The 25568-nt window shown below is 57.4% G+C and carries 26 protein-coding genes and 7 tRNA genes; 25 read left to right on the top strand and 8 right to left on the bottom strand.

The window, feature by feature from the left end:
- Window positions 1–9: 9 nt before the first annotated feature.
- Window positions 10–1254 carry an HRDC domain-containing protein gene (locus L8V22_RS01775; RefSeq protein WP_238799924.1) on the bottom strand — a complete coding sequence of 415 codons (1245 nt, stop codon included), beginning with the start codon at window positions 1252–1254 and terminating at the stop codon, window positions 10–12.
- A gap of 1 nt (window position 1255) precedes the next feature.
- Window positions 1256–1915 (bottom strand): DUF3000 domain-containing protein, encoded by a 660-nt coding sequence (locus tag L8V22_RS01780; RefSeq protein WP_420839928.1) that lies wholly within the window; start codon window positions 1913–1915, stop codon window positions 1256–1258.
- A 147-nt stretch (window positions 1916–2062) separates the two neighbouring features.
- Between L8V22_RS01780 and hemQ the strand changes: the two genes are divergently transcribed.
- Window positions 2063–2764 carry a hydrogen peroxide-dependent heme synthase gene (gene hemQ, locus L8V22_RS01785; RefSeq protein WP_238799926.1) on the top strand — a complete coding sequence of 234 codons (702 nt, stop codon included), beginning with the start codon at window positions 2063–2065 and terminating at the stop codon, window positions 2762–2764.
- Between the two features lie 110 nt (window positions 2765–2874).
- Here the strand turns inward: hemQ and msrB are convergent, their stop codons facing one another.
- From msrB to L8V22_RS01810, 5 genes are all read right to left on the bottom strand, one after another.
- Window positions 2875–3297, bottom strand: a complete 423-nt coding sequence (gene msrB, locus L8V22_RS01790) for a peptide-methionine (R)-S-oxide reductase MsrB (protein ID WP_238799928.1) — start codon at window positions 3295–3297, stop codon at window positions 2875–2877.
- Window positions 3298–3306: 9 nt separating this feature from the next.
- Complete coding sequence (locus L8V22_RS01795; RefSeq protein ID WP_238799936.1) at window positions 3307–4458, bottom strand: glycosyltransferase family 87 protein; 1152 nt, start codon at window positions 4456–4458, stop codon at window positions 3307–3309.
- Window positions 4459–4464: 6 nt separating this feature from the next.
- Window positions 4465–5163, bottom strand: a complete 699-nt coding sequence (locus tag L8V22_RS01800; protein WP_238799938.1) for a pyrimidine reductase family protein — start codon at window positions 5161–5163, stop codon at window positions 4465–4467.
- 71 nt (window positions 5164–5234) lie between these two features.
- On the bottom strand, window positions 5235–6137 hold the full coding sequence (locus L8V22_RS01805) for a DMT family transporter (RefSeq protein ID WP_238799940.1): 903 nt from the start codon (window positions 6135–6137) through the stop codon (window positions 5235–5237).
- Between the two features lie 70 nt (window positions 6138–6207).
- Window positions 6208–6282: transfer RNA gene (locus L8V22_RS01810), tRNA-Val, on the bottom strand.
- Window positions 6283–6525: 243 nt separating this feature from the next.
- Between L8V22_RS01810 and L8V22_RS01815 the strand changes: the two genes are divergently transcribed.
- The 16 genes from L8V22_RS01815 (at window position 6526) to L8V22_RS01890 (ending at window position 15955) form a co-directional block, all read left to right on the top strand.
- Window positions 6526–6601, top strand: a tRNA-Gly gene (locus L8V22_RS01815).
- Window positions 6602–6648: 47 nt separating this feature from the next.
- Window positions 6649–6720, top strand: a tRNA-Val gene (locus tag L8V22_RS01820).
- Between the two features lie 38 nt (window positions 6721–6758).
- Window positions 6759–6834, top strand: a tRNA-Gly gene (locus L8V22_RS01825).
- A gap of 30 nt (window positions 6835–6864) precedes the next feature.
- Window positions 6865–6935, top strand: a tRNA-Cys gene (locus L8V22_RS01830).
- A gap of 27 nt (window positions 6936–6962) precedes the next feature.
- Window positions 6963–7034, top strand: a tRNA-Val gene (locus L8V22_RS01835).
- A gap of 43 nt (window positions 7035–7077) precedes the next feature.
- Window positions 7078–7153 (top strand) — tRNA-Gly (locus L8V22_RS01840).
- Between the two features lie 103 nt (window positions 7154–7256).
- Window positions 7257–7484 (top strand): hypothetical protein, encoded by a 228-nt coding sequence (locus tag L8V22_RS01845; RefSeq protein WP_269966380.1) that lies wholly within the window; start codon window positions 7257–7259, stop codon window positions 7482–7484.
- 200 nt (window positions 7485–7684) lie between these two features.
- The gene (locus tag L8V22_RS01850) at window positions 7685–8251 is read left to right on the top strand and encodes a copper resistance CopC family protein (RefSeq protein WP_238799944.1); all 567 of its coding nucleotides are present in this window, start codon (window positions 7685–7687) and stop codon (window positions 8249–8251) included.
- Entirely contained in the window at window positions 8251–8853 is a 603-nt protein-coding gene (locus L8V22_RS01855) for a copper chaperone PCu(A)C (protein ID WP_238799946.1), read from the top strand. The genes L8V22_RS01850 and L8V22_RS01855 overlap by 1 nt, the downstream gene beginning before the upstream one ends.
- Before the next feature lie 2 nt (window positions 8854–8855).
- Window positions 8856–10082 (top strand): Dyp-type peroxidase, encoded by a 1227-nt coding sequence (locus L8V22_RS01860; protein ID WP_238799948.1) that lies wholly within the window; start codon window positions 8856–8858, stop codon window positions 10080–10082.
- A 77-nt stretch (window positions 10083–10159) separates the two neighbouring features.
- Window positions 10160–12223 carry a threonine--tRNA ligase gene (gene thrS, locus L8V22_RS01865; RefSeq protein ID WP_238799957.1) on the top strand — a complete coding sequence of 688 codons (2064 nt, stop codon included), beginning with the start codon at window positions 10160–10162 and terminating at the stop codon, window positions 12221–12223.
- Window positions 12224–12326: 103 nt separating this feature from the next.
- Window positions 12327–12812, top strand: a complete 486-nt coding sequence (locus tag L8V22_RS01870; RefSeq protein WP_238800073.1) for an HIT family protein — start codon at window positions 12327–12329, stop codon at window positions 12810–12812.
- Entirely contained in the window at window positions 12805–13410 is a 606-nt protein-coding gene (pgsA, locus tag L8V22_RS01875) for a phosphatidylinositol phosphate synthase (protein WP_238799959.1), read from the top strand. The genes L8V22_RS01870 and pgsA overlap by 8 nt, the downstream gene beginning before the upstream one ends.
- A gap of 36 nt (window positions 13411–13446) precedes the next feature.
- Window positions 13447–14391, top strand: coding sequence for a phosphatidylinositol mannoside acyltransferase (locus tag L8V22_RS01880; protein ID WP_238799961.1), 945 nt, complete (start codon window positions 13447–13449; stop codon window positions 14389–14391).
- A complete protein-coding gene (locus tag L8V22_RS01885) occupies window positions 14391–15494 on the top strand; it encodes a glycosyltransferase family 4 protein (protein ID WP_238799963.1) in 1104 nt (367 codons plus the stop codon). Before L8V22_RS01880 ends, L8V22_RS01885 begins: the two co-directional genes overlap by 1 nt.
- Window positions 15494–15955 carry a hypothetical protein gene (locus L8V22_RS01890; RefSeq protein WP_238799965.1) on the top strand — a complete coding sequence of 154 codons (462 nt, stop codon included), beginning with the start codon at window positions 15494–15496 and terminating at the stop codon, window positions 15953–15955. The genes L8V22_RS01885 and L8V22_RS01890 overlap by 1 nt, the downstream gene beginning before the upstream one ends.
- Before the next feature lie 14 nt (window positions 15956–15969).
- Here the strand turns inward: L8V22_RS01890 and L8V22_RS01895 are convergent, their stop codons facing one another.
- Window positions 15970–17163, bottom strand: a complete 1194-nt coding sequence (locus L8V22_RS01895) for a DUF2029 domain-containing protein (RefSeq protein WP_238799974.1) — start codon at window positions 17161–17163, stop codon at window positions 15970–15972.
- Between the two features lie 329 nt (window positions 17164–17492).
- Between L8V22_RS01895 and L8V22_RS01900 the strand changes: the two genes are divergently transcribed.
- From L8V22_RS01900 to secF, 8 genes are all read left to right on the top strand, one after another.
- Complete coding sequence (locus tag L8V22_RS01900; protein WP_238799981.1) at window positions 17493–18365, top strand: acyl-CoA thioesterase; 873 nt, start codon at window positions 17493–17495, stop codon at window positions 18363–18365.
- Window positions 18366–18458: 93 nt separating this feature from the next.
- The gene (locus L8V22_RS01905; RefSeq protein ID WP_238799983.1) at window positions 18459–19214 is read left to right on the top strand and encodes a YebC/PmpR family DNA-binding transcriptional regulator; all 756 of its coding nucleotides are present in this window, start codon (window positions 18459–18461) and stop codon (window positions 19212–19214) included.
- Window positions 19215–19393: 179 nt separating this feature from the next.
- Complete coding sequence (gene ruvC / locus L8V22_RS01910; protein WP_238799990.1) at window positions 19394–19960, top strand: crossover junction endodeoxyribonuclease RuvC; 567 nt, start codon at window positions 19394–19396, stop codon at window positions 19958–19960.
- 34 nt (window positions 19961–19994) lie between these two features.
- A complete protein-coding gene (gene ruvA, locus L8V22_RS01915; protein ID WP_238799993.1) occupies window positions 19995–20612 on the top strand; it encodes a Holliday junction branch migration protein RuvA in 618 nt (205 codons plus the stop codon).
- 23 nt (window positions 20613–20635) lie between these two features.
- Window positions 20636–21715, top strand: coding sequence for a Holliday junction branch migration DNA helicase RuvB (gene ruvB / locus L8V22_RS01920; RefSeq protein WP_238799994.1), 1080 nt, complete (start codon window positions 20636–20638; stop codon window positions 21713–21715).
- Window positions 21716–21788: 73 nt separating this feature from the next.
- Window positions 21789–22151, top strand: coding sequence for a preprotein translocase subunit YajC (gene yajC / locus L8V22_RS01925; RefSeq protein WP_238799995.1), 363 nt, complete (start codon window positions 21789–21791; stop codon window positions 22149–22151).
- 241 nt (window positions 22152–22392) lie between these two features.
- Window positions 22393–24285, top strand: coding sequence for a protein translocase subunit SecD (gene secD / locus L8V22_RS01930; RefSeq protein WP_238799996.1), 1893 nt, complete (start codon window positions 22393–22395; stop codon window positions 24283–24285).
- A gap of 2 nt (window positions 24286–24287) precedes the next feature.
- Window positions 24288–25448, top strand: a complete 1161-nt coding sequence (secF, locus tag L8V22_RS01935) for a protein translocase subunit SecF (RefSeq protein ID WP_238800003.1) — start codon at window positions 24288–24290, stop codon at window positions 25446–25448.
- The last annotated feature ends 120 nt before the right edge of the window (window positions 25449–25568 follow it).

The following is a 25568-nucleotide window of genomic DNA, read 5'->3' on the forward strand; positions in this document are numbered from 1 at the left end:
TAAGCAGTGTTAGAAAAGTCCGTCTACGATGCGTGGGGTGGTCATTTCTATTTGCCATTCGCGCGAGCCTTCTGCCCGTAAGAAGGTGGCGACGTCGTCTGGCTGGCGGATGGTGCCGGCAACAGAATCAGGCCCGCGGTGGCGCTTATTGGCTTGCATGCCCACCTTCGCCCACACTGCGGCACGGAGGGCGGCCGGGCGGATAAGAAGCTCGGAAGGCATACCTAAATCAGTGGCGAGATCCGCGATGTCCGCGCGAATGGTCTGGTATATCTCCCACAGGTCTGGGTAGTCCTTTGCCCAGATGGTTTTGGAGGGAACTGGTTGCGGAGCGCGGTGGATACGAGGCCGCTGCTGCGGGGGAACAGCGCGTGCTTGATTAAGTACCGCCATCCAGCGGGCGGTAGCTCCCCTTTGTCGGCGCGGAAACCCCTTGATGCGGGCAAGTTCGCCGCCGGTGGTGGGAAGGGCGCGCGCAATTTCTACCAGCGTCTTATTTGCTAGTACTCGGCCGGGTGCAGTATCGGTGCGCCGTGCGATAGCGTCACGCTTGAGCCACAGTGCCCGAGCGGCGGCGAGCTGGCTGCCGCTGCGGAGGCTGGAAGTTCCTTTCAGATCCCGCCATGTTTGCGGTTGGGGAGCAGTGTCACCGGCATGTTCTTGGACTATGGCGGAAAACTCTTCCAGTGCCCAGTCCATTTTGTCTTGTTCGGCCAAGATATCGCGCAGAGATTCGGCCAGCTCGAGAAGCAGCTCTACATCTAGTGCGGCATACGCCTTGAGCTCCTCGCTAAGCTGCGGGGTTGACCAATCAGCGTCGCCGTAGCCCTTTTCCAATTCGACGTCGAAAAGCTCCGCGACCATAGTGGCCAGATTGGGGCGTTCAAAGCCAGCGAGCCGCGCCGCTAGCTCGGTATCAAAGACGGAGGCAGGGAATAGTCCGAGCCACCCGAGGCAAGGCAAATCCGAATGAGCGGCATGAATTATCCATTCCGTCCCGTTGAGCACTGGGGCAAGGGCGGATGTGAGCTCTTCCCGGTGGCCTTCCGGGGCAAAGAGCATTGTGCCCGCGCCGCGCCGGCGAATCTGCACCACGAAGGCGCGGTCATCGTAGCGATAACCGGAGGCGCGTTCAGTGTCAATAGCAAACGGGCCCGTACCTGCGGCTAGGCGGGCCGCGGCAGCGGTGAATTCCTCCGGGGTGGCAAGGGTTGGTGGAATGCCCTCTAGCGGCCGGCTGCGCAATTCTGGCATTCTAGCGGCCGAGCTCGGTAACGCCTTCTGGGGGGAGGCCGGCAACGTTGGCTAATACCTTTGCAAAAGCCTGTACGTGTGGTGCCAGATCGAGTCCTTCGGCGGTCCACGAAGCACGCATTTCGATTTGGTACGCGCGTGGTGGGCCGCCAATCTCGCCAAAACGCACGGACGCGGTGGAGGTGACGGTGCCGCCCAAGTTGGTGTGGCCAGCGCCTTCCTCTTCTAGGCCTTCATTGAGCCATTGCCAGGCCACATCGGGCAAGAGCGGATCGCCTGCTACGGCATCGTCCATATCGGCCTGAATATAAGCCACCAAGCGCATAGCACCTTCCCAGGCTTCCTCAGCGCCCGGATCATGGAGCAAGATGAGGCGGCCAAAGGCATCGCCTTCTGTATCAGTGGGCACGATGTCAGGGCTGTCTTCGCTTCCCACCTCAAGGCCGATCGCGTGGCTAAACGGCGCAAGCCGTTGCGGTGGGCGAATGGAGCCGAGGGTTATCTCGGGGCGCAGGTCGGCCGCGTGCATGGACTCCACTGCTTGGGTGAAAGCGGCGGGGGTGGCTGGCTCGTGGCTGTCCGCCTGCCCGTGCAAAGGGGTAGGGGTGGAAGCCTCGGCGCTGCGTGGGGTGGTCGATTCGGAATTGCTCACGACGTTCAAGCTATAGTTTCGCGGCCTCTAGCTGGGGGAGGCGCGCCGATGTGAGAGTGTGTCGCCCTCCCTGCGGTGGGAGAAGTGACAAGGTGTCATATCCAACTTATGATGGATATGTTCGTTTACTCAGAGGCTTCTGCAAAGGAGAACGCAATGGCGAAGCTTGACTACAAGGAACTCAACGCAGTTCAGCAATATTCCCAGCACGCAGTCTTCAAGGTGATTCCGGGCGCACTCGGCACCGAGCGAGCGGAGATCATTGCCCAAGCGCAACAGTTCTTCGCCGACGTCGAGAAGGCAGGCAAAGTAACGGTGCGCGGCATCTATGACCTCACGGCTATGCGTGATTCTGCTGACTTCATGATTTGGTGGCACGCTGAGGAATTCTCTGATTTACAAAAGGTCTTTGGGGATTTCCGCCGCGAGACTGTCCTTGGCCAGGTCAGCGAAGTGACCTGGGTAGGCAACTCCTTGCACCGTCCGGCAGAGTTTAATAAGTCGCACCTGCCGTCGTTTATCATGGGTGAGGAGCCTAAGGAGTGGATTTCGGTGTATCCCTTCGTTCGCTCTTATGACTGGTACACGATGGATGATGAAAAGCGCCGCCGTATTCTGATGGAGCATGGCATGCAGGCGCGCGACTATCCTGATGTGCGCGCGAATACCGTCCCAGCTTTCGCATTGGGCGACTATGAGTGGATCTTGGCTTTCGAGGCGGATGAGCTCCACCGCATCGTCGATCTGATGTATCTGATGCGCTACACCGAAGCTCGCCACCACGTGCGCGAGGAGATTCCCTTCCACACTGGCCGCCGCGTGAAGGACGTAGCAGAACTCATTGCAGTACTGCCCTAAAGGGAGCGTCGCCTAGCAGAAGCACTGCTTGGCGACGTCCCAGGCTGCGCCCCGTCACTAGCCTCTTAGCTAGGCTGCCGACGAGGCGCTTTGTTGTATATAGCCCTCCTTTAAGCTGTGTCTCCTTCTACCGGCTTTTCCTCCAAGTCTAGGCAGATGGAATTGATGCAATAGCGCAAGTCAGTAGGGGTATCGTAGCCCTCGCCCTCAAAGACGTGGCCTAGGTGCGATTCGCAGTTGGCGCACAAGACCTCCACGCGGCGCATGCCTAGCGAGTTATCTTCTCGCTCGATGATTTTGTCTCCTGCTAGCGGGGAGAAGAAGGACGGCCAGCCACAATGGGACTCAAACTTTTCCGTGGAACGGAAAAGCTCCGTCCCACACGCACGGCAAGAATAAACGCCCTTTGTGGTCGTATTGGTGTACTCGCCTACATGGGGCGGCTCCGTACCTGCCTCACGCAGAACATAGTATTCCTCGGGGCTTAAGCGCTGGCGCCATTCGGTATCAGCAATGAGCTTGAAATCGGTCATGGGCCGAGTCTAAACCGCTCTGCGCGCGGCACGCCACCAGCCAGCGACCGTAGCGAAAATTGCGACGATAAGCAGCGCCCATCCTGCCGTGGCCGTGAAAAAATTCATCCAACGCCCAGCATCCGGGTGCGCTGTAGACGCCCACGAGACCGGAGCCAAAAAGAGAAATGCCGCCAACCACGCTCCCGCGGAATGAAACACCGAGCGCGGGAGAACAACGGTAAACATCAGCGGGAAGAGCCACATGGAATAGTACTGCTGGCCCAAGGAAGATAGGAAGAAGATTCCCACCATGATTGACCCGCTCGTCGTCAGCGCCCACAAGGTCGAGTCGGAGTTGCGCCAGCGTAAAAGCCCGAGAATCGCTGCAGCCGTAAGGGCGGCAAAAATCAACCACACGGCCCAATACAACCCAGTACTAAAGTCGACGTAGGCGTGGAAACCTGCCCAGGAAGAGTTGGCATAGTCACGAGTTTCCGAAAGATAGGGCAGGAGTTTTTCTAAAAAGCCGCTCGCGCCCGGCACTACCGGCCACGCCAGTAGGTTGAGAATCACCGGAACCCCGATGCCGCCGGCGAGGCTGCGCCACTGGATCTTTACTAAGGGCAGGAAGAGCAATGGCGCAAATTGCGGCTTAATCACGATGGCCAGGCCAATGACCACGCCTGCCACCCAGCCCAGCCAAGGGGTGTGCTCGGCCCGCAAGAAGGCCCACAAGAACACAGCCATGCACAGCAAAAGAATGCCGTTAATATTGGTAAAAGCGAGTGTGTTGGTCACCGACTCCGTGACAAACGCCAATGCAATAGATACTGGCCAAATGGGGGAAGTAAGCTTGCGGTCCACTATAAGGGTAAGCACCGCCAGTGCCGCGACGATCGCGGCTGCATTTGCCACGATGAATAGTCCTCGCGCGAAGGAGAAGTCTAGATGCCCTAATGGCGCAAGCAGCAGCGTGGCACCCGGGGTGTACAGATATAGCGGGTCCACGTGGTTATAGGCCTGCTCGTAGACCGGCTGGCCGCTAGACATGCGCGCCACTGCGTTATACACGGTGGTGAAATCATCCGTTGGCGTGCCGTTGCGCGCAATGATGAATACGCGATGTACAACAAGCAGGATGGCCACGGGCCAGGCGGCGGCATTGATTCGGGAATTCACGGCCCCTTAGTCTACGTCCTTGTGGTCGCGGGAATACCGCAGAAACACCGTGCCATCCGTATCGGCTGCGACATTGTCCAGCTGCATGCGGCGGTGGGAATGCTCGCCCTTAAAAGTAGCCATGGGAGTTTCGACGCCGGTAGACAGATGAGGATCCAGGGTCAAATACATCTGGTCAATCGCATCGGCGTCCACTAATTGCCCAATCATTCCTGGACCGCCTTCACATAGCACGCGCTTAAACCCGCGGTCCTTCAAGACGGATAGGTAGTCCCGCACGCCTCCCTCACCGGCATCGCAGACCTCCGCCCCCGTGCTTTGAATAGCCTCGAGTCGGGTAACGATGTCTTCATCCTCCCAGCTGCTGTGTGGGACCAAGATGATAGGTGGGGTAGTGAAGTCGTTAAAGAAGTCCGAATCGATATCGAAATCTAGGCTGCGGGATGGAACGGCGATAGGAGCTGGGCGCGAGCCATCGGTGCTAGGCACAACGCCCGAGTAGTCTTCTGCACGCACCGTTTGCGCGCCCACCAACACCACGTCTGCCCACTCCCGCAGAGCTGCAAAAAGCTGTCCATCGGTGTCATTTCCCATGTCTTCTGAAACATGATTCATCGTCGCTGAGCCAGTCAATGTGCTGACCATATTCGTGCGGACGGTGAATGCGTCGTCGGAATCAGACCCCAAAAGCGATGAGATATCCATGCCACCACAGTGTAGCCAAGCCACTAGATCCCCGGCATGGTAAAGAGTTGGCCACAGCCGCAACAGAGGGGCTACACCAAGCGGATCAGGATGACTCCAATCAAAATAACTGCAATGCCGATAATTTGACGCAGCTCTACGCGGGCACCACGCATACGATCAATAAGAACAGAACCCAACATAGAGCCAAGAAGAGTCGCCACCACAGTAAGTCCCGTGCCAATCTGTGGAACCAAGGCCGCGTTGCCAAAGACAAACAAGGCGCCTAGGACGCCGCCAACCCACATCCACCATGGGTTAGCCTTTCCCTCGGGACGCTCGATACGGGGGCGCCAGCGCAGGACAGTATTGAGAATAACGAGTGCAGAAACGCCAATCGTAAAAGACACTAAGGCCGCGCTGACGGGTGACCCGGTGATTTGACCCAGATGACCATTGATGGCGGACTGGCTTGCGGTAAAGCAGCCAAAGACGAATCCGGCTAGGCGCCACAGCCACAAAGAAACAGCGGAGTCTTCGCTCTTCGTAGGCGCGCCGGGCCCGGCGACGATGGCGATTACCCCACCTAACACAACCAGCGCCCCAAATGCGCGCACGATGGTTAGTGGGGAAGCAGGGGAGTCAAAAAGCCCCAAGTGGTCAATGACGAGCCCCATCATGATCTGGCCTGCGATGGGAAGGACGACGGTCTGGACTGCGCCCAAATGAGGAAACAAGAGGATGTTTCCAGTAAGAGCCACCACTCCAAGTAAGCCGCCAAGCCAAATCCACAGCGGTTCGCCGAATGCCCGGGAAATTCCGAAGTCACCGCCGGTGACTGCCGTTGCGATAATGAGCAAGGTCACCGTGCCCACGGCAAAGGAAATAAGCGAAGAAGAAAATGGGGTGCCAGTTGATGCGCGCAGGCGCGTATTAACCAGGGTCTGTATGGGGAGAACGAGTCCGGCTATAATGCCTAAAAGAATCCACAACACGTCGGGACACTTTACAGATATACAAAGAAACCCGCCCAGTCTCCTTTAGATTGAAGCTAGGGGCGGGAAATGGTGGTCCTAACTGGGATTGAACCAGTGACCTTTCCGGTGTGAACGGAACGCTCTCCCACTGAGCTATAGGACCTTGCGGGGGTTAAATTTACACCTGTGTAATTTGAAATACCTAATTGGCTGGGTAGGCGGCGCCTTTGAGGAGTCATTTGATTGGCGATTTCTCTCGATGAATTACACCGGTGTGTTTTTGAAGGGACCAGAGGCGAAATTTCAGCGGCTAAAAGAATGCTGCTGGGCTGGGGATTTGGAAACTGGGGCGGAGCACGATAATGTTTCTTCTCGCACCGCAACGATACAAATTTTGCGGCGCAATGCGGATGTAGCGCAGTTGGTAGCGCATCACCTTGCCAAGGTGAGGGTCGCGAGTTCGAGTCTCGTCATCCGCTCCACGCTTTTCTAAGGATGTTCCTGCGAAGAGTGATTCTAAATGAATAGCGCGCGATTAGCTCAGTGGGAGAGCGCTTCCCTGACACGGAAGAGGTCACTGGTTCAATCCCAGTATCGCGCACAAGGACTTTGTCCTAGAAACCGGGCTTGGTTTCGCATGCGGATGTAGCGCAGTTGGTAGCGCATCACCTTGCCAAGGTGAGGGTCGCGAGTTCGAGTCTCGTCATCCGCTCCAGCACTGTATTGTGTGAGGCGGTATCGCCACGGTGGAATGGCCGAGTGGTGAGGCAACGGTCTGCAAAACCGTGCACACGGGTTCGATTCCCGTTTCCACCTCAACTTCTTAATGCCCTCGGGCATTAAGCGCGATTAGCTCAGTGGGAGAGCGCTTCCCTGACACGGAAGAGGCCACTGGTTCAATCCCAGTATCGCGCACTAGAGTCCCGATGGGACTCGCCAACAAATCTCGGTTTGTTATGCGGATGTAGCGCAGTTGGTAGCGCATCACCTTGCCAAGGTGAGGGTCGCGAGTTCGAGTCTCGTCATCCGCTCCATATAGCCGCTCCCGAAAGGGGCGGCTTTTTCTATGTCTTCTGCCGTGTGTGGTGCGATACGCTTGCCCTTAGAAAGTCAAAAACACTCGACGGAGGAGGGATGATGCCACGCACACTGGTGGTGCCGCTAGTAGTGGGAGCTTGCGGCTGCGCGTCTTTTGTTTCGGGAACTGTGCTTTTCTTTGTGGGCCTTAATGTGGCAGATGCGGGTGACGGCGACGGCAGCGCGGCGTTTCCTTTGGCACTTATCGGCGTAGGTACCGTCTTGTTTATTGCTTCACTGATGACTTCTGGTCCGCTTTTTAGTGCCCGAAAGATGGAGCGGGACTAAAGCGAGGCCCGTTGGAATTGAGTCAACTTGCCTTAGATAGTGATAAATACCTCTTTTTATTTCCAAATAGGAACTCCTTCCCACCTCAAGCCGACAAATGTCTCGACGCCCTGCTTGTCGCGATTGCTGTTCTAGCAAGCCCCGCGGCTAGTATGTCTGACAATTCAACTTGTGCATTTCCAACAGCAAAGGAGCTATCTATGGGCTACCGCTTACCTTGGCTGCGCCGTACGGCCGCAGCAGTAGGCACTGCAGCACTGGTTCTTGGCGGGTCGTTGCCTGCCGCAATCGCGCACGACTCCGTTATTGGTGGTTCGGTCAAAGACGGCGAACAACTCGATGAGTTCCCTAAGGAAATCACCCTCGAGTTTTCTGGCATTCCCAAGGAAGATTTCAATACCTTCGCCGTGACCAACGCGGATACGGGAGAGAAGCTTTTTAGCCAAGAGCCGAAGCTCCATGAACGGGACCTCACCATTGAAACTCCAGCGGACGTCAATCCTGGCCCAGGCAACTACCAAGTTGGTTTCCAAATCACGTCCTCGGATGGACACGCTACCCGCGGCGGAGTGAAATTTTCCGTCAAGGGTGAGGCCTCAGAGAACACCGAGGCGCCCGATTCTAAATCGATAGAAGCCCGCGGCGATGAGGGCCTGTCAATGCCGCTGAAAATCATTCTGGGGGTGGGCGGCGTTCTGGCAATTGCCGCAGTAGTTGCCCTATTTATTGCCAAGTCTCGTCGCATTGATTCGGAAGGTGAAAAATAATGTCTAAGATTTCTAACATTGCCCTTGTAGGCCTGACAGTGGCCGGCCTCGCCCTGGCAGGTTGCTCCCCACAGAACCAAAATGACTCCACCGAGTCGAAGGCGGATGCCACCACCAGCGCTGCGGAGAAGTCCTCCTCCGCCGCAGCCGAGGACCTGACCTTCGAAGATGCCGTTGTGCGCGCCAATGAGGACAAGGACATGACTGCCATTTTTGGCACCCTGGTGAACCACACCGATAAGGACATCGCTATCACCGGTTTTTCCACCAGCCTTAATGCCAAGGTGAACCAGATCCATGAGACTGTTGACGGCAAGATGCAAGAAATGTCGAGCCCGTTGGTGGTTAAGGCCGGCGAATCCCACGAACTTGCACCGGGCGGTGACCACTTCATGCTCATGGAAATGGAAAGCCACATCGCTCCCGGCGAATCCCTTGACCTTAAGGTGAAGCTTGAAGGCGGCGAAGAGCTCGATCTGGGTGAGATCCAAACGCGTAGCATGCCTGCCGGGGATGAGGACTACGGCGATATGGAGGGCCACGATATGTCCCACATGGAGCACGGAGAAATGTCCCACAACAAGGAAGGCCACGACCACTAGTCATGTCTGGATTCAGCAGAAGGGGCTTTCTCACTGGCGCTGCGGTATCGACTAGCGCCTTCGCGTTGGCAGGCTGCAATATCCAGGGGTCTTCCCCAGGTGCTGAGGCCCAGGAGCAGCCCGCGCTTGCCGACGCCCTCGTGGCTTTTGACGGCGAGCATCAGGCGGGCATTGCTACCGCAGAGCAGGCTCACCTGAATCTGGTGGGGTTTGACCTTAAAAGGGGCGTCGACAAGCGGAAGTTTGCCAACCTCATGAAGCTGTGGACCGAGGACGCCCGCGCGCTGTGCACCGGGGAGCCGCCGCTAGGTACGCTGGAGCCGGAAATGGTGCAACAGCCCGCCAACTTGACCATCACCTGTGGTCTAGGCCAGAAGGTTTTCTCCCTGCTCGGCGTGGAGAAACCACACTGGCTGGGAGGTGTGCGTTCCTTCGACCGCGATAAGCTGGAACACAAGTGGGGACAAAGCGATATCGTCTTGCAGATTTGCTGCGATGATCCTCTGATGAATACCTACGCCCTGCGTCATATGGTGCGTGCCAGTGAGCATTATGCCAGTGTGAAGTGGCTGCAGCAGGGGTTTATTAATGCCTATGGCAGCCAAGAAAAGGGCGCTACCGCGCGCAATATGTTCGGCCAAAAGGACGGCATCGTTAATCCGCGCAGCGAGGAAGATTTTGCGGCCCAAGTGTGGATCGATAAGGGGCCGAAGTGGGCGCAAGGCGGAACGGCGATGGTAGTGCGTCGCATTCGCATGAATGTGGATACGTGGGAGAAGCTCGATCGCTCCTCCCGCGAAAATGCGGTGGGCCGCAAGCTTGACACCGGCGCCCCGCTTACTGGAGAGGATGAGTTTGATGCCGCGGACTTCAACGCGGTGGATGACTATGGTCTGCCGGTGATTGATAAAAACTCACACATGGCCCTTGCCGCCCCGCCGGCGGATCATCCAGAGCAGCGCATCCTGCGCCGCCCGTATAACTATGAGCTGGCTCCCGATGGCAAGGAAGGGCAGCTGTCCAATATCGGCCAGGTTTTCATCTGCTACCAACAGGATCCCACCAAGCAATTCGAGCCTATCCAGGCCCGTTTGGATAAATCTGACCTGATGAATGAGTGGCTGACCCATATCGGCTCCGCTATGTATTTCTGCCCGCCGGGCACCCTCGATGCGGATGGACGCGAATCATGGTGGGCAAAATCGCTTTGCGAGCACGCAGGGTTGTAGAATAGCTATCCGTAAATTTAAATAGCGGAAGCGGCCAGGTATGCCGCCGACGCACGAGCGCAAAAAGGAGCGCGATTATGGCGGAACTCATCCCCGCAGTACCGGTCAATTACGATTCCTTCACCGTACCCGCCGGCCAGGCCGTGGGTGCAGCAATGCGAGAGCTCAACCTTCCCAACAAGGGCCCAGAGGCTGTCGTAGTCGTTCGCAGCGAGGACGGCACTCTCTTTGATTTGTCGCATACCCCCGACACGGAATCCACCTTCACCCCGGTTGCCGCCTGCGAGGAAGACGGCCGCGCCGTCGTCCGCCACTCTTGCGGTCACGTCATGGCACAGGCCGTGCAGGCCGAGTTCCCCGGTACCAAGCTGGGCATCGGCCCGGCCATTGAGAATGGCTTCTACTTCGATTTCCAGACCGCTGAGCCTTTTACCCCAGAAGATCTCAAGGCGATTGAAAAGCGCATGAAGAAGATCATCAAGGGCGGCCAGCGCTTTGAGCGCCATGTCTACGAATCTGCTGAGGAAGCGAAACAAGCGCTTGCCGGAGAACCCTTCAAGCTCGAGCTGGTCCAAGACAAGGGCAACGTCGACCCGGACTCCGACGAGGCCGCAGAGGTTGGTTCCGGCGATCTTACCCACTATGACAACATCAACCCGCGCACCGGGGAAGTAGAGTGGTTCGATCTTTGCCGCGGACCGCACGTCCCGACCACCAAGTACATCCCGGCCTTCACACTGACCCGTTCTTCTGCCGCCTATTGGCGCGGTGATCAGTCTAAGGCTGGCCTGCAGCGCATTTACGGCACCGCTTTTGAGTCCAAGGAAGCTCTGGAGGCCTACCAGACCATGGTGGAAGAGGCGGAAAAGCGCGACCACCGCCGCCTGGGCCAAGAACTAGACCTCTTCTCCTTCCCAGATGAGATTGGCTCCGGTTTCCCTGTATTCCATCCGAATGGCGCCACCGTGCGTATGGAGATGGAAAACCACTCCCGTAACCGCCACGTGCAGGCCGGCTACTCCTTTGTCAACACCCCGCATATCACTAAGGGAGACCTTTTTAAGAAGTCGGGCCACCTCGACTTCTACGCCGATGGTATGTTCCCGCCAATGCAGCTCGACGGCGAGTATGACGAAGAGGGCAATACCGTCAAGGAGCCGCAGGACTACTACGCCAAGCCCATGAACTGCCCGATGCACAACCTGATTTTTGCATCCCGTGGCCGTTCCTACCGCGAGTTGCCGCTGCGCCTATTTGAGTTCGGCACCGTCTACCGCTACGAAAAGTCCGGCGTGGTCCACGGTCTCACCCGTGCCCGCGGTTTTACCCAGGACGATGCGCACATTTACTGCACCGAAGAACAGCTGGAAGAAGAACTCACCAAGGTCCTCGACTTCATCATTTCCTTGTTGAAGGACTACGGCCTGTCTGATTTCTACCTGGAGCTTTCCACCAAGGATCCGAATAAGTTCGTAGGTTCCGATGAGATTTGGGATCGCTCTACTTCCATCTTGCAATCGGTCGCGGAAAAGTCCGGCCTCGAACTGGTACCGGACCCAGCAGGCGCAGCATTCTACGGCCCGAAGATTTCGGTCCAGGCCCGCGATGCTATCGGCCGTACCTGGCAGATGTCTACCGTGCAATTGGACTTCAATCTGCCGGAGCGCTTCGAGCTGGAATACACTGCGTCTGACGGAACAAAGAAGCGCCCGATCATGATTCACCGTGCGCTCTTCGGCTCCATTGAGCGTTTCTTCGGTGTGCTGCTGGAGCACTATGCCGGCGCCTTCCCAGCATGGCTGGCACCGCACCAGGTGGTGGGCATTCCGGTGGCCGATGAATTCTCCCCGCATCTCGAAGAGGTTGCCGCGCAGCTGCGCCAGAGGGGTATCCGCGCCGATGTGGATACCTCTGATGACCGCATGCAGAAGAAGATCCGCAATCACACCACTGCTAAGGTCCCATTCATGTTGGTCGCTGGTGCCCGCGATGTGGAGGCCGGTGCTGTTTCCTTCCGCTTCTTGGACGGTACCCAGGTCAATGGTGTGCCAGTGAACGAAGCCGTGGAGCTCATTGCTGCTTGGGTAGCAGAGCGCAATAACGAGCAGCCGACCGAAGAGCTCATCAGTGCCCGACGCTAAAAAGACGCACCACACCGACAGCGCCGCCGCTTCCCAAAGCCAAGCGGCGGCGGAAGAAGCCTTCGTTGACACAGGCGCCGGCGAGCCGGATCGTCTAGAGCGGCTGTGGGCTCCTTATCGCATGGCCTATATAGCCAAGCGTTCTAAGGATCCCTTTGTTGCAGCGCCCCAAGGCAGCGACGAGGACGGGCTTATCATTGCTCGCGGCAAAACCGTATACGCATTGCTGAACCTGTTTCCGTATAACGCTGGGCACCTAATGGTGGTGCCTTACCGGAAAGAATCGCAGCTTGAGAATCTCACTCAAGAGGAGTCTCAAGAGTTAATGGCGTTTGCGCAAAAGGCGGTTAGGGTGCTCAAGCGAGTCTCGCGCCCTGAAGCTATTAACGTAGGCCTGAACTTGGGTCGCGCTTCAGGAGGCTCCGTGGGAGATCACTTGCACCTGCATGTGGTGCCAAGGTGGCCCGGGGATAGTAACTTTATGACTGTCCTCGATGGGACTAAGGTATTACCGCAGCTTCTGCAGGATACGCGCCGCGTGCTGGCAGAGGGTTGGCGCGAGATGGAAGAGGAGGATTCGCGTGCTTAGCGTGCATGGGCGAAAGCCCGCCGCCGTGGTGGTGGAACCTATAGCCAAGGCCTTTTTGAAGTTAGGCCTGACCCCGAATGTGGTCACGGTTGTGGGAACCATTGTCACCATTGCCATCTCGGTGGTCCTCATTCCAACCGGGCATCTTTTTGCCGCAGCCGTTTTATCTGGCCTCTTTGCAGCCTTCGACATGCTTGATGGCACCATGGCGCGTCTGACTGGCAAAGCTACTGCCTTTGGTGCGACCTTGGATGCTTCGTGTGACCGTATTACTGACGGCGCACTGTTTAGCGCCATGGCCTGGTGGTTGATTTATTCCGCGGATTCTTCCCGCATTACGGTCATTGCTTGCTTTGTCACCTTGGTATGTTCCCAGGTCATCTCCTATATCAAGGCTAGGGGAGAAGCATCCGGTTTCAAGATGGTTGGCGGCCTAATTGAGCGCCCGGAACGGCTTATCTTGGGCTTGGGCGGCATTGGCCTTGAGGGCCTTGGCGTTCCGCATGCCATCGAGGTAGCACTGTGGATCCTTGCCGTCGGTTCTATCTTTACCGTGTGCCAGCGCATGGTTATCGCTGCCCGCCAGGAGCAGCACTAGCTCGCGCTGCACCACCTAAACCAGGAGGTTTACACCATGTGGGATAAAGAGGACCTCTCCGCGGCCGGATACCTCGCGGGGTGGAAGGTGGTGCGTCGGCTGCCTGATCGGATTGCGCGGGTGTTGTTTCGGTGCGGCGCAGACTTTGCTAGCAGGAACGGCCGCGGAATGGATGGCTTGCGCCGCAACCTTGCCCGCGTGGTGGGGCCAGAAAACGTTACCCGCGCACTGGTGCGCGATTCTGTTCGGTCCTATATGCGCTATTGGATGGAGGCCTTCCGCTTGCCGGCCATCCACAGTGATGCCGGGTTGCACGAACGCTTGCTCAGTGGCTTAGAAGGCCTTGAGCACTTTGATGCTTCCGCCCAGTCTGGGCGTGGCACCATTTTGGCGCTGCCGCACTCGGGTAACTGGGACATGGCGGGCGTCTTCCTCGTCGGCCATTATGGTCAGTTCACCACCGTTGCGGAGCGGCTCAAGCCTGCCGTGCTTTTCGACGCCTTTGTGAACTACCGCGAAACCCTTGGCTTTGAGGTTCTTCCCCTCACCGGCGGCGCAACCTCGCCTTTCGCGCGCCTTAAAGAGGTACTGGAGGCCGGCGGCGTGGTGTGCCTGCTGGCTGAGCGTGACCTCACCCGAAGCGGGGTCAGCGTGAATTTCATGGGAGAAGAGGCCAACATGGCCGCAGGCCCCGCGCAACTTGCTCTGGAAACTGGCGCCGCCCTCCACGTTGTGCACTCGTGGTTTGAAGGCGAAGGATGGGGGCTATCGGTGTCTCCGGAGCTCGAGGTAACGGACCTGCAGGAGACTACCCAGCGCATGGCCGATAGCTTCGCTGCGAATATACGCCGACACCCGGAGGATTGGCACATGTTGCAGCCACAGTGGAATGTCGATATTAAGCGGCGTCGGCAAGCGCGCGCTGTCAACAAGGCCTGTGATACCCGGCAAACTGGTGCACGGCAGGAAGGCGAGAAATAATGCGCATCGGAATCGTGTGCCCTTACTCCTTCGATGAACCCGGCGGAGTTCAAGCCCATATCCTTGATTTAGCGACGGTGTTTATTGAGCAAGGGCATCATGTTCAGGTCATCGGTCCTGCTTCGGCGTCCACCCAACTGCCGGATTTCGTAGTTAAAGGCGGCCCAGCGTTTCCCATCGCCTATAACGGGTCAGTGGCGCGCTTGTCCGTCGGCCCTCAGGTAACGCGCAAAGTAAAACGTTTTATTAAGGATGGCGACTTTGATGTCTTGCACATCCATGAGCCAAATTCCCCGAGTTTTTCTATGACCGCGCTGGCCGTAGCCCAAGGCCCGTTGGTGGCGACATATCACGCCTCCGCCTCGAGCTCGCTGGTGTTGACCCTCGCCAAGCCTTTCCTCGCTCCCTTCCTGGAGAAGATTCGAGGCGGTATTGCCGTATCCGATATGGCGCGACGGTGGCAGGTAGAGCAATTGGGCGGGGACCCCGTCCTCATTCCCAATGGCGTGGATACATCTGTATACGCGCAGGCGCGGCGACGCAGCCCGGTAAAGGCTCCCGGTGACCCTTTAGAAGTGGTCTTCTTGGGGCGTCTGGATGAACCGCGCAAAGGCCTGGACATTCTGCTCAGCGCGCTCCACCAAGTGCCCCCCGATATTCGTGTCACCATCATGGGCGGGGGCCGCGCCCGCGAGGTCGATGGCGTAGACTTTGTCGGCCGAGTCAGCGATGCTGAGAAGGCAGAAATCCTCGGCCGCGCCGATGTGTATGTGGCCCCAAATACCGGGGGCGAGAGTTTCGGCATTGTCTTGGTAGAGGCCATGGCGGCCGGCGCAGCCGTCGTCGCCTCTGATCTGGAAGCTTTCCGCGCGGTGTGCAACGCCGACTCCGACGAGGTAGCCGGTGCACTTTTTCGCAACGAAGATAGCGGGGATCTGGCCCGTGTTCTCAATGAGGTACTCGATGATGCCGACTACCGGGCCCAGTTGGTGCGCAACGGTGTTCAGCGTGCCCGCACTTATGACTGGGACCATGTGGCAGCAGCCGTTATGCAGGTCTACGAAACCGTCCAAGACGGAACCAAGGTAAGGGTGAAGCGTTGATGGCCATTGAAATTGCGCTAGTACTCTTCTTGCTCATTATCGTCGGTTCATGGGCGCTTTTTACCGCCCAGCGTCTCAACTCGCTGCACATCCGCACCGATGCCTCGTTGGCGCAGCTGCAGGCAGCGCTAGACCGCAGGGCAGCGGTAACGGCGGCGGTGGCGCCCGAATTGGCGGCCCTAGCCCAGCGGGCCGAATCTACCGAGCTCTATCAGGGGAATTTCGAACCACGCACCATGATCGAGCGGGAACTATCTGCCGCTATCGTGCGGGAGTTTCCCGCGGAGCACCGCCCTGCTGCGCTTGCCGACGCCGAGGGGCGCATCCAGCTCGCTCACCGCTTTTATAACGAAGCGGTCAGCGATACACGTGCCCTGCGTCTGCGCCCTGCGGTCCGGCTTCTTCATCTCGGTGGCACCGCAAAGCTGCCGGAATATTTTGACTATATGCTGGCTGATTAGCCTGCTGAGCTAATTTAAGACGCGAGAGAGTGCCGACCCCGTCGGGGGCGGAATACCGGCTTAGCCTCAGTGCTAGCGGTCGCCCCATTGACTGGACTGGAAGGCTCTTGCTGCTGGTGCAGTTCAGCGCGTTCTATCTTGGCGGCCAAAGCGACCTCGACCCCGAACCAAATCAGCCCGATGACGGCCATGGCGACAATGAGAATATTGCGGGCGACCAAGAGGTAGACAGCGAACATGTTCTCGCCCACGTGATTCCAGATGTAGTCATAGTTAAACGGGTAGACCAAGGTTCCCAATCCCGCGGCGATGATGGCACAGCCCGCTATTAGGGCTTGAAATGCCCGCAGGGATGCGAAGCCGTGCGGGAGGCGTTGGCGGATGACCACGGCAAGCAATGGACCTAGCCAGACGATGTATTGCGGAGAGAAAACCTTATTGGTCGCGATAAGGAGCAGCACCATAACGGTAAAAAACGCTATGGTTGTGCGCGTGGTCCATCCGCCGGCGCAAAGCCGGTAGAGCGCCCAACTCACCGCAAGTACGAGCATGATAATGATTGCAATGGTACTCCACCTCATGGCGGTATCCACGCCGGGTCCGGAGATCTCAAAACTCTTGGAAGCGGCGTAGCCCAGGTCCCATCGGCCGGGATTGCGGTGGGCTTGCAGCAGCAGGAATGTCGCCGGGATGGATTCTAATTGGAGACCGCGCACCCCCTGATAGTCCAGGGGAGAAAGCAGGCGTTCGGTGCCAGAGGTAGCTATCGTGACGGCGCATACTGCAACGATGGTGCAGAAGAAGGCGAGCAAGCGTTGCCAGGTTGCGGAACTATTAAAGCGGCTTACCAAGCCAGCGGCGAGCACCCCTGGCCATAGCTTCATCGTGGTGGCAAATCCTAGCAGCGCCGAGGCAATGAGTGGACGGGTAGCCAGTAGGGCAGCCGCGCCAGCCACGGCTACCGCCGGGAAGATATCGAGGCGCCACACAAAGGTATGGCCAGCCGCGGTGCCGAAGAGGACCCAGAACCAGGCGGCCCAAAATGCGCGCGGGTGGGCGGGATGGTGGCGCAGTAGCAAGGCTAAAAAGGCGGCGTCAACAAGCAGCGTCATGATGGTGAAGCCGATATAAAAGGTGGTGATGTTTTCACCGGTGAGCCACCCCAAGATCACCGTAGGCCAGGTGCCGGCGTGGGGATATTCGGTCATTTTGGTCGGGTCATCGCCATAGCGACCCGCAAAATAATACGCGACATCGCCCCTGGGACTGTGATCAATCTTGAGTAGATATATAAGACACAGGCGGGCGATAACCCACCCAATCCAAACTGCAGGAACAGAAGCGAGGCGTTTCACCCAAAAGACTTTATTCAAATAGTTCTCACTTCGGTAGCAGACATAGTTTCTTCCGGAAAAGTCTTCCCCTCTGTGCCAAAAATGGGGGAGAGATTGTGAGAATAGAAATCGGCGCCTCGACCCTTTAGTAGTGTGGACGGCAATTGCTTGCGGAAGTGATATAGAACATAGGGAGTGTGGAGATGGCGGCCATCCGCGAGATTTTGACCATAGACGAAACGGGAACGGACGATGTCTTTAGTGGCCCGGCGGTGGAGTCACGGATTGAGCGTACCTTTGGTGGACATATTGCCGCGCAGGCGCTGGCTGCGGCCCAACGCACCGTTTCCGGGAAAGAGGTTCACTCCTTGCATGGCTATTTTGTGAGCCCCGGTGACGCGAGGCGGCCGATTGAGTTGCGGGTCGAGCGCATTAGGGATGGCAGGTCCTTTGCCAACCGGCAGGTACGCGCCTATCAAGGCGGCAGGTTACTCTTCTCTGCCATGGTGAGCTTCCACCGTAATGGGGACTGCGGCCCGCAGCACCAAGATCCCATGCCAGAGGTACTTGGGCCCGAAGAAGTAGCTGGTATGGGTGGTGGTGCGCCTTACTCCACCCGCATCATCCTCAAAGAGTGGGAAGAGTGGGATATCCGCTTGGTGCCAGAAGATGGAAGAGATCCTGTGGCAGCTGAGCGCACCGGTGCAGGATTTCGTCATATCTGGTTTCGCAATACCGGTCAGCTTCCGGAGGAGCCGGCTTTCCACCGTGCCGCGCTGACGTATATGTCCGATATGACTCTCATCCGCTCCGCACTTCTTCCGCACCAGGGAGAGAAAGTGCAGTTGGCAAGTCTCGACCACGCCATATGGTTCCTGCGACCTTTCCGCGTGGATGAGTGGCTTTTATATGAACAAGTATCGCCCTCAGCGGCTCAAGGAACCGCAATTGCGCGCGGCAAGCTTTTCACTGAACGGGGTGAATTGGTGGCATTGGTCAACCAAGAGGGGCTAACTCGCTTTCTGGATGAAAAGCTGGGTAGCGGCTCTGCCCACGGCAATTGGCACAACGTGTAATTATGCCCCGCTTAAAAGGGGGTCGCTTTCACGCATTCATGCAGCACACGTATAATTGCCACCAGTTTCAGCACCCGATTAGAAAGGGACTACATGTCAGGCCACTCGAAATGGGCAACTACCAAGCACAAGAAGGCTGCCAACGATGCCAAGCGTGGCAAGGAATTTGCCAAGCTGATCAAAAACATCGAAGTGGCGGCCCGTACCGGCGGTGGTGACCCAGCGGCTAACCCAACCCTTGATGACATGATCAAAAAGGCCAAGAAGGCCTCCGTCCCTAATGACAACATCGAGCGTGCTCGCAAGCGTGGTTCCGGCGAAGAAGCCGGTGGTGCGGACTGGGAAACCATCATGTATGAGGGCTACGGTCCAAACGGCGTAGCCATGCTCATTGAGTGTCTGACGGATAATCGCAACCGCGCGGCAACCGATGTTCGTACCGCGATGTCTAAGAATGGCGGAAACCTGGGTGAGTCCGGATCCGTGGCCTACATGTTTACCCGTACCGGGTTCGTCTTGGTAGAAAAGGGCGGACTCACCGAGGACGATGTTTTGATGGCCGTGCTCGAAGCCGGTGCAGAAGAGGTTAAGGACCAGGGCGAGAAGTTTGAAATTGTCTGCGCGCCGACGGATGTGCAGGCCGTTAAAGACGCCCTAAAGGAAGCGGATATTGAGGTCGATGACTCCGATAATGATTTCCGCGCCTCCGTTGAGGTGCCGCTTGGGGCCAATGACGCCAAGAAGATTTTCCGCCTCATTGATGCTCTGGAAGACTCTGATGACGTGCAAAACGTCTACACCAATATGGACCTGTCCGATGAGGTTCTTGCCGAGCTGAACGAGGACTAAGCACTTTCGCGCTGCAAGGGTCATTAGCGCCGGTAGCGTTCCGCGGGCATTGTTCGCCGGAGCGTTGCCGGCGCTTCGCTATGGTTAGGCTGGATGCTACTCTTGTAGAACACCTGTGTGTAGTCCATAATGGGGCAGTAGGCCGTGCGAAGTGGTGCTGATATGAAAGTGGGGGAGAAATGAACCTAGAAGGGATGCGCGTGATGGGCATTGACCCGGGCCTAACGCGCTGTGGACTTTCCGTGGTTCAGGCTGGTCGCGGCCGAGCAATTCTTCCCGTTTCTGTAGGTGTGGTCCGCACGCCTAGCGATAAAGACTTAACTGAGCGGCTCCTGCGTCTGTCGGTGGCAGCGAAGGAATGGATGGAAGACTATTCTCCGGATGTGGTTGCGATCGAGCGCGTCTTCGAACGCGGACAGGTGTCTACCGTCATGCAAACTGCCCATGTCGTAGGAGTGTTAGTGCTGGCCGCAGCCGAGCGCGATATTCCGGTGTACATGTACACCCCGTCCGAGGTGAAAAAGGCCATCTCTGGCAATGGACGCGCAGATAAAAAGCAGATGACCACCATGATCACCCGTATCCTAGGGCTGACGGAGCCACCCAAGCCTGCCGATGCCGCCGACGCGCTCGCCCTGGCAGTGTGCCACTGCTGGCGGGCCCCTGCCATCGTGCGCATGGACCATACCGGTCTTGGGCTGGGGGCGAAGACGAGTGGCGTGCGCGGACAGGGTAAGAAGCGCTAGGTAAGTTGATTGAGAGTAGAAGGATAGAAAGCCAATGATTGCTGCACTGCGTGGAGAGGTAATCCATATCGGACTCGATCATGGGGTCATCGATTGCGCAGGCGTGGGCTATAAATTTTTGGCCACGCCACAAACTCTGGGCACCTTGCGTCGCGGGGAACAAGCTACGGTGCTTACTAACTTGGTCGTCAAGGAAGACTCCCTGACCCTTTATGGCTTTAGCGCGGATGAGGACCGCGAGATGTTCCAAGTTCTGCAATCCGTGTCCGGCCTAGGTCCAAAGCTTGCTTTGGCGGCGCTTTCGGTCATGGGGGCAGGGGAGCTCGCTGCGGCGATTGGTGCGGAAGATGTGAAGGCGCTGCAGTCTATCCCAGGCGTCGGCAAGCGTATGGCTCAGCGCCTAGCATTGGAGCTTAAAGATAAGGTGGCGGCCTTTGCACCAAGCGAGCCCTCCACTGCAGGTGCTAGCGATACTGCCGTCGCGCCAGCCGGCGGGGCCGTGGTAGAAAGCGTGACTGAGGCGCTCATTGGCCTTGGGTTTACTGATAAGGCGGCGCGCCCCGTGGTGGAATCGGCTCACGCGGACAACCCCGACGCCGATACGTCCTCTCTCCTGCGTGCCGCGCTGGCGCAGTTGGGCAAGAAGAAGTAACGGCAGGCAGGAAGGTAAAAATCATGTCCGATATAGAGCGCACCGAATTTAACCTCCCTGAAGGCGTTGATGCTGCGCATGCCTCGCAGCGCAATAGCGATGTGGAGGCGACCGCTCACTCCGAGGAGCATGATATTGAACGGTCCTTGCGCCCGAAATCACTAGATGAGTTCATTGGCCAACCCAAGGTGCGCGAGCAGCTCTCGTTGGTGCTCAAAGGCGCGAAGAACCGCGGGGTTACGCCGGATCACGTTCTACTTTCCGGTCCGCCTGGCCTGGGTAAGACCACTATGGCGATGATTATCTCCCAGGAATTGGGGACTTCGCTGCGTATGACCTCCGGGCCGGCATTGGAACGAGCCGGTGATTTGGCCGCGATGCTTTCAAACTTGATGGAAGGAGACGTCCTTTTCATTGATGAGATCCATCGCATTGCCCGGCCGGCAGAAGAAATGCTGTATATGGCAATGGAAGATTTCCGTATTGACGTCATCGTGGGAAAGGGCCCCGGTGCTACTTCCATTCCGCTAGAAATCCCGCCTTTTACTCTGGTGGGAGCGACAACGCGCGCCGGAATGCTTACCGGTCCTTTGCGAGATCGCTTTGGTTTCACGGCGCAGATGGAGTATTACGATACGGCTGACTTAACCCAGGTGATTAAGCGTGCAGCTCATATCTTAGATGTGGATATTGAACACGAGGCGGCGGTGGAAATTGGCTCTCGTTCGCGTGGTACCCCACGTATCGCTAACCGCTTGTTGCGCCGCGTTCGCGATTATGCCGAGGTAAATGGCACAGGCCTGATTGATCTTAGTGCGGCGCAGGGCGCGCTCGAGGTCTTCGACGTGGATGATATGGGCCTTGACCGTCTAGACCGGGCGGTGCTCAACGCCTTGATTAAGGGGCACGGTGGCGGACCAGTCGGTGTGAGCACCCTTGCCATTGCAGTGGGCGAGGAGCCCTCGACGGTGGAGGAAGTGTGCGAGCCTTACCTAGTGCGGGCCGGAATGGTGGCGCGTACGGGACGCGGCCGCGTAGCTACCGCCGCTGCGTGGCGGCACTTGGGACTTACTCCGCCGGAGGGCGCAGCCGGACTCTTTTAATTCTGAGGTGATTCTGCTTAGTGGTGCACCCTGGGGTTTCTGCGTCCACCGCTGTCTGGCACACTAGGAAGCTATGGAAATCATTATTCTCATCATTATTGGCGTCCTATTCGTCATTCCCTCTTTCATGGCCATGCGAAAGCAGCGCCAACGCCAAAATGATATGCAGACCCTCCAAAATTCCCTCCAGCCAGGTGACGCTATCGTCACTGCAGGTGGCGTGCACGGCGTGGTACGTAGCACGAGCGAGAAGAGCGTGGACCTAGAAATCGCCCCGGGCGTGGTGGTTACTTTTGACAAGATGGCTGTAATTCGCACCGAACAAGAGGCTAACGACCTTGAACGCCCTGCGGCTGCCGGAGATACCAGGGGTGATGTGCAAAACGACCTGCCCGATGAAAAGTACCCTCCTTTTAACGACGGCGGGAAGAACTAAAACCTCACCACTTTCTAAGAGGTTCCTTAATGTTTGCTAGGTGTGAGGGAACTTCACGGAGCGTAGACCCCATCACACTTTCGGCCTATTCTGGCCCTCGTTAAGGAAAACTCCGCCTTATGACGTACGATTGTGCGTTGTTGACGTGCCTGCGCCATTCGGCTGGGCCGTATTTAATGTTTAAACACCCTGCTATAAGCAGCACAGGAGATTATCGTTGTCCGCATCATCGCGTGGCGCTATGAAAAATAGCAAACGCCAATGGCCGAAGCGCGCAATAGCGCTCTTCGTTCTCATTGTGGTTGTTATCTATGCGCTTATCTTTTTAACTGTCAGCCGTCAAAGCACCCCGAAGCTTGGCATTGACCTGCAAGGCGGTACTCGCGTAACGCTTGCCCCACAAGGCGAGGAACCCACTCAAGACCAGCTTAAGCAAGCTCGCACCATCTTGGAACAGCGTGTCAATGGCATGGGCGTTTCCGGCTCTGAGGTTGTCATCAACGGCAATACCTTGGTCATTACCGTGCCGGGCGAGGACGCCTCCCAGGCACAGGCCGTAGGTCAGACATCGCAGCTGTTTTTCCGACCGGTGGCTAAGCCATCTATGCCGGACATGGGCAAGCTCAATAAAGAGCTGGAAGACATGGCCAACCGCTGGGTGAAGTATGGCGTAATCAGCGCCGACGAGGCTAATAAGCAAATGGAGCAGGTCACCAAGGCCCTCGCTGAGCAAGAGGCGCAGATGAGCGGAAAGAAGCCGAAGGAGCAAAAGGCTCCTAAGGTCAGCGCCAAACCCCTTGAGGAGCCAAGCAACTCCATTGAGCAGACTAAGCGCCGCGATGAAGTCGCGGAGATGCTGCTAAAGGACCGCCAATCCGAGGATCCGACGACCCAGGCCGCAGCCTCTGCGCTGATGACCTGCCAAGGCAGTACTGATCCTCTCGCCGGCGCAGATGATCCTTCCAAGCCCTTCGTTACTTGTGATTACTCCAACGGTAACCCATATGTTTTGGAACCAGCACCCCTACTCAACGGCATTAAGGATGAAAACGGCACCCGCCTGACCGGTAACGAGATCGATACCAACTCCCCAATCGAAGGTGGCCTTAACGGTCAGTCCGGCCAGATGGAGATCAATTTCTCCTTCAAGACCGGCAGTGGCCCGAACGGCTCCCAGACGTGGGCGGACCTCACGCAGGAACATCTCAAGGACCAAGTTGCCATCACTCTTGACTCTGCAGTTATCTCTGCACCGGTCATTCAGGGCGCAACTCCAGTAGGCTCCGCTACCTCTATTACTGGTGATTTCAGCCAGGAGGAAGCACAGAACCTGGCGAATAACTTGAAGTATGGCGCACTGCCGCTGTCGTTCGCCGGCGAAAATGGCGAGCCGGGCGGTACTGTTGAATCCATTCCGCCGACATTGGGTAAAGCCGCGCTGCAGGCCGGCCTCATCGCGGGCCTCGTAGGCTTGGTACTCGTGATGGCATATTCGCTGTACTATTTCCGCGCGTTGGCTGGCGTGTCCCTCGTCTTCCTCATCGCTTCCGGCTTGTTGACCTATGGCGCCTTGGTGCTGCTGGGTCGGTGGATCGGCTACTCACTGGATCTCTCCGGTATTGCCGGTCTGGTCATCGGTGTTGGCGCAACGGCTGACTCTTTCGTGGTTTACTACGAGCGCATCAAGGATGAGCTGCTGGAGGGACGCACTTTCCGCTCCGCAACGCACAAGGCGTGGGAGCGTGCGCGTGCCACCATCGTCACCGGTAACGCGGTGACCCTCATCGGATCCGTTGTGGTGTACTTCCTCGCCATCGGTGAGGTGAAGGGCTTCGCCTTTACCATGGGCCTGACTACGGTCTTCGACCTCGTCGTCTCCTTCTTGGTCATGGCGCCGCTGATGCAGTTAGTGGGCCGCCGTCCAGCAGCAGCCAAGCCTTCGATGAATGGCCTTGGCGGTATCTACGCATTGGTAGAAGAGCGGCGCGAACGTGGCTATTTTGGTGGGGGACGTCGCCAAGCAGGCTCTGCTGAGACCTCCGACTCCACGGAGGCAGCCACCAAGGAAACGGCAGGACATACTGCCGCAGGAACCGCACGTCCCCTCGATGCTGCGGAAGATGAGGAGAAATAAGCATGGCTGTTTCGACTAAGCACAAAATTTCCCGAATGGACCGCCTCTACGAGGACGAGAGTGGTTATGACTTCATCGGCCGCACCAAGCTCTGGTACGGCATTTCCGCAGCGCTTGTCGTGGCGGCAGTGGTGGCGATCCTCATTCGCGGTTTCTCCCTTTCGATTGATTTCGAGGGCGGCACCACCTTGTCCATGCCGGCAGGCGATCTCAAGGAAGACGAAGTAAGCCAAGTCTTTGAAGACTCCACCGGCATAGAACCCGAGCAGGTACACATCGTTGGCGCTGGCGACTCCGAGACTTTGGAAATTGTCTCCGAGCGCCTGAGCCAAGAGGACGTGAACGCTGCTCGCACGGCTATCTATGACAATTTCAAACCGGAAGATGAAAACGGCAGGGCCACTCCGGATGCCATCGGCTCGTCCACAGTTTCTGAATCTTGGGGGTCTTCGATCACCCAGCGCATGCTCATTGCCATGCTGGTCTTCCTCGTCGCTGCCACCGTTTACGTGGCCATTCGCCTGCAGAAGAACATGGCTTTTGCCGCCATCATCGCGCTGATTGCGGATGGCGTGGTTATTGCCGGCATCTACGCCCTCTTTGGCTTCGAGGTTTCCCCAGCCGTCATCATCGGTCTGCTTACCGTTCTGACCTTCTCCATGTATGACTCGGTCATCGTCTTTGACAAGATCAATGAGAATACGGAAGGCCTCGAGGGCCAGCGCAAGAAGACCTTTGCTGAGCTGACCAACCTGGCGATTAACCAAACCGTCATGCGTTCGATTTCTACCTCGGTGATTTCCGCGCTGCCTATCATCGCGCTCTTTGTCGTGGCTGTCTGGCTCATGGGCATCGGTACCCTGCGCGATTTGGCACTTATCCAGCTCATTGGCGTGGTCGAGGGTATTTTCTCCTCCATCTTCTTTGCTACGCCGCTGGTCGTGACCTTGGCTAATATGTCCAAAAAGATTAAGCGCCATAATAAGCGAGTAGCGGACTACCGTGCCGGCAGGGATGAGAAGAACGCGGAAGAAGATGGCGTACCCGCAGCTGAGCGCACCGTGGTTTCTCCAGTAAGTGCGCAGTCCAACCCGGTTGGCAATGAAACCGATTCGGTGGAGTCTACCGGGCACCCCGGCGCAACGTGGCGGCCGGGTAGGTAGTTTCTGGTAGTAAAATTCAGGTGGATCGCTAACTGAAGTGAGGGCAACAACCGTGGTCAAAGCAAAGAGCAGTTCTGGAGAACGTCATTGGAGTAGGCGGGCCCTTGCTTCGTGCGTATC

The sequence above is a fragment of the Corynebacterium yonathiae genome (assembly GCF_027570195.1).
Classification (GTDB): Bacteria; Actinomycetota; Actinomycetes; order Mycobacteriales; family Mycobacteriaceae; genus Corynebacterium; species Corynebacterium yonathiae.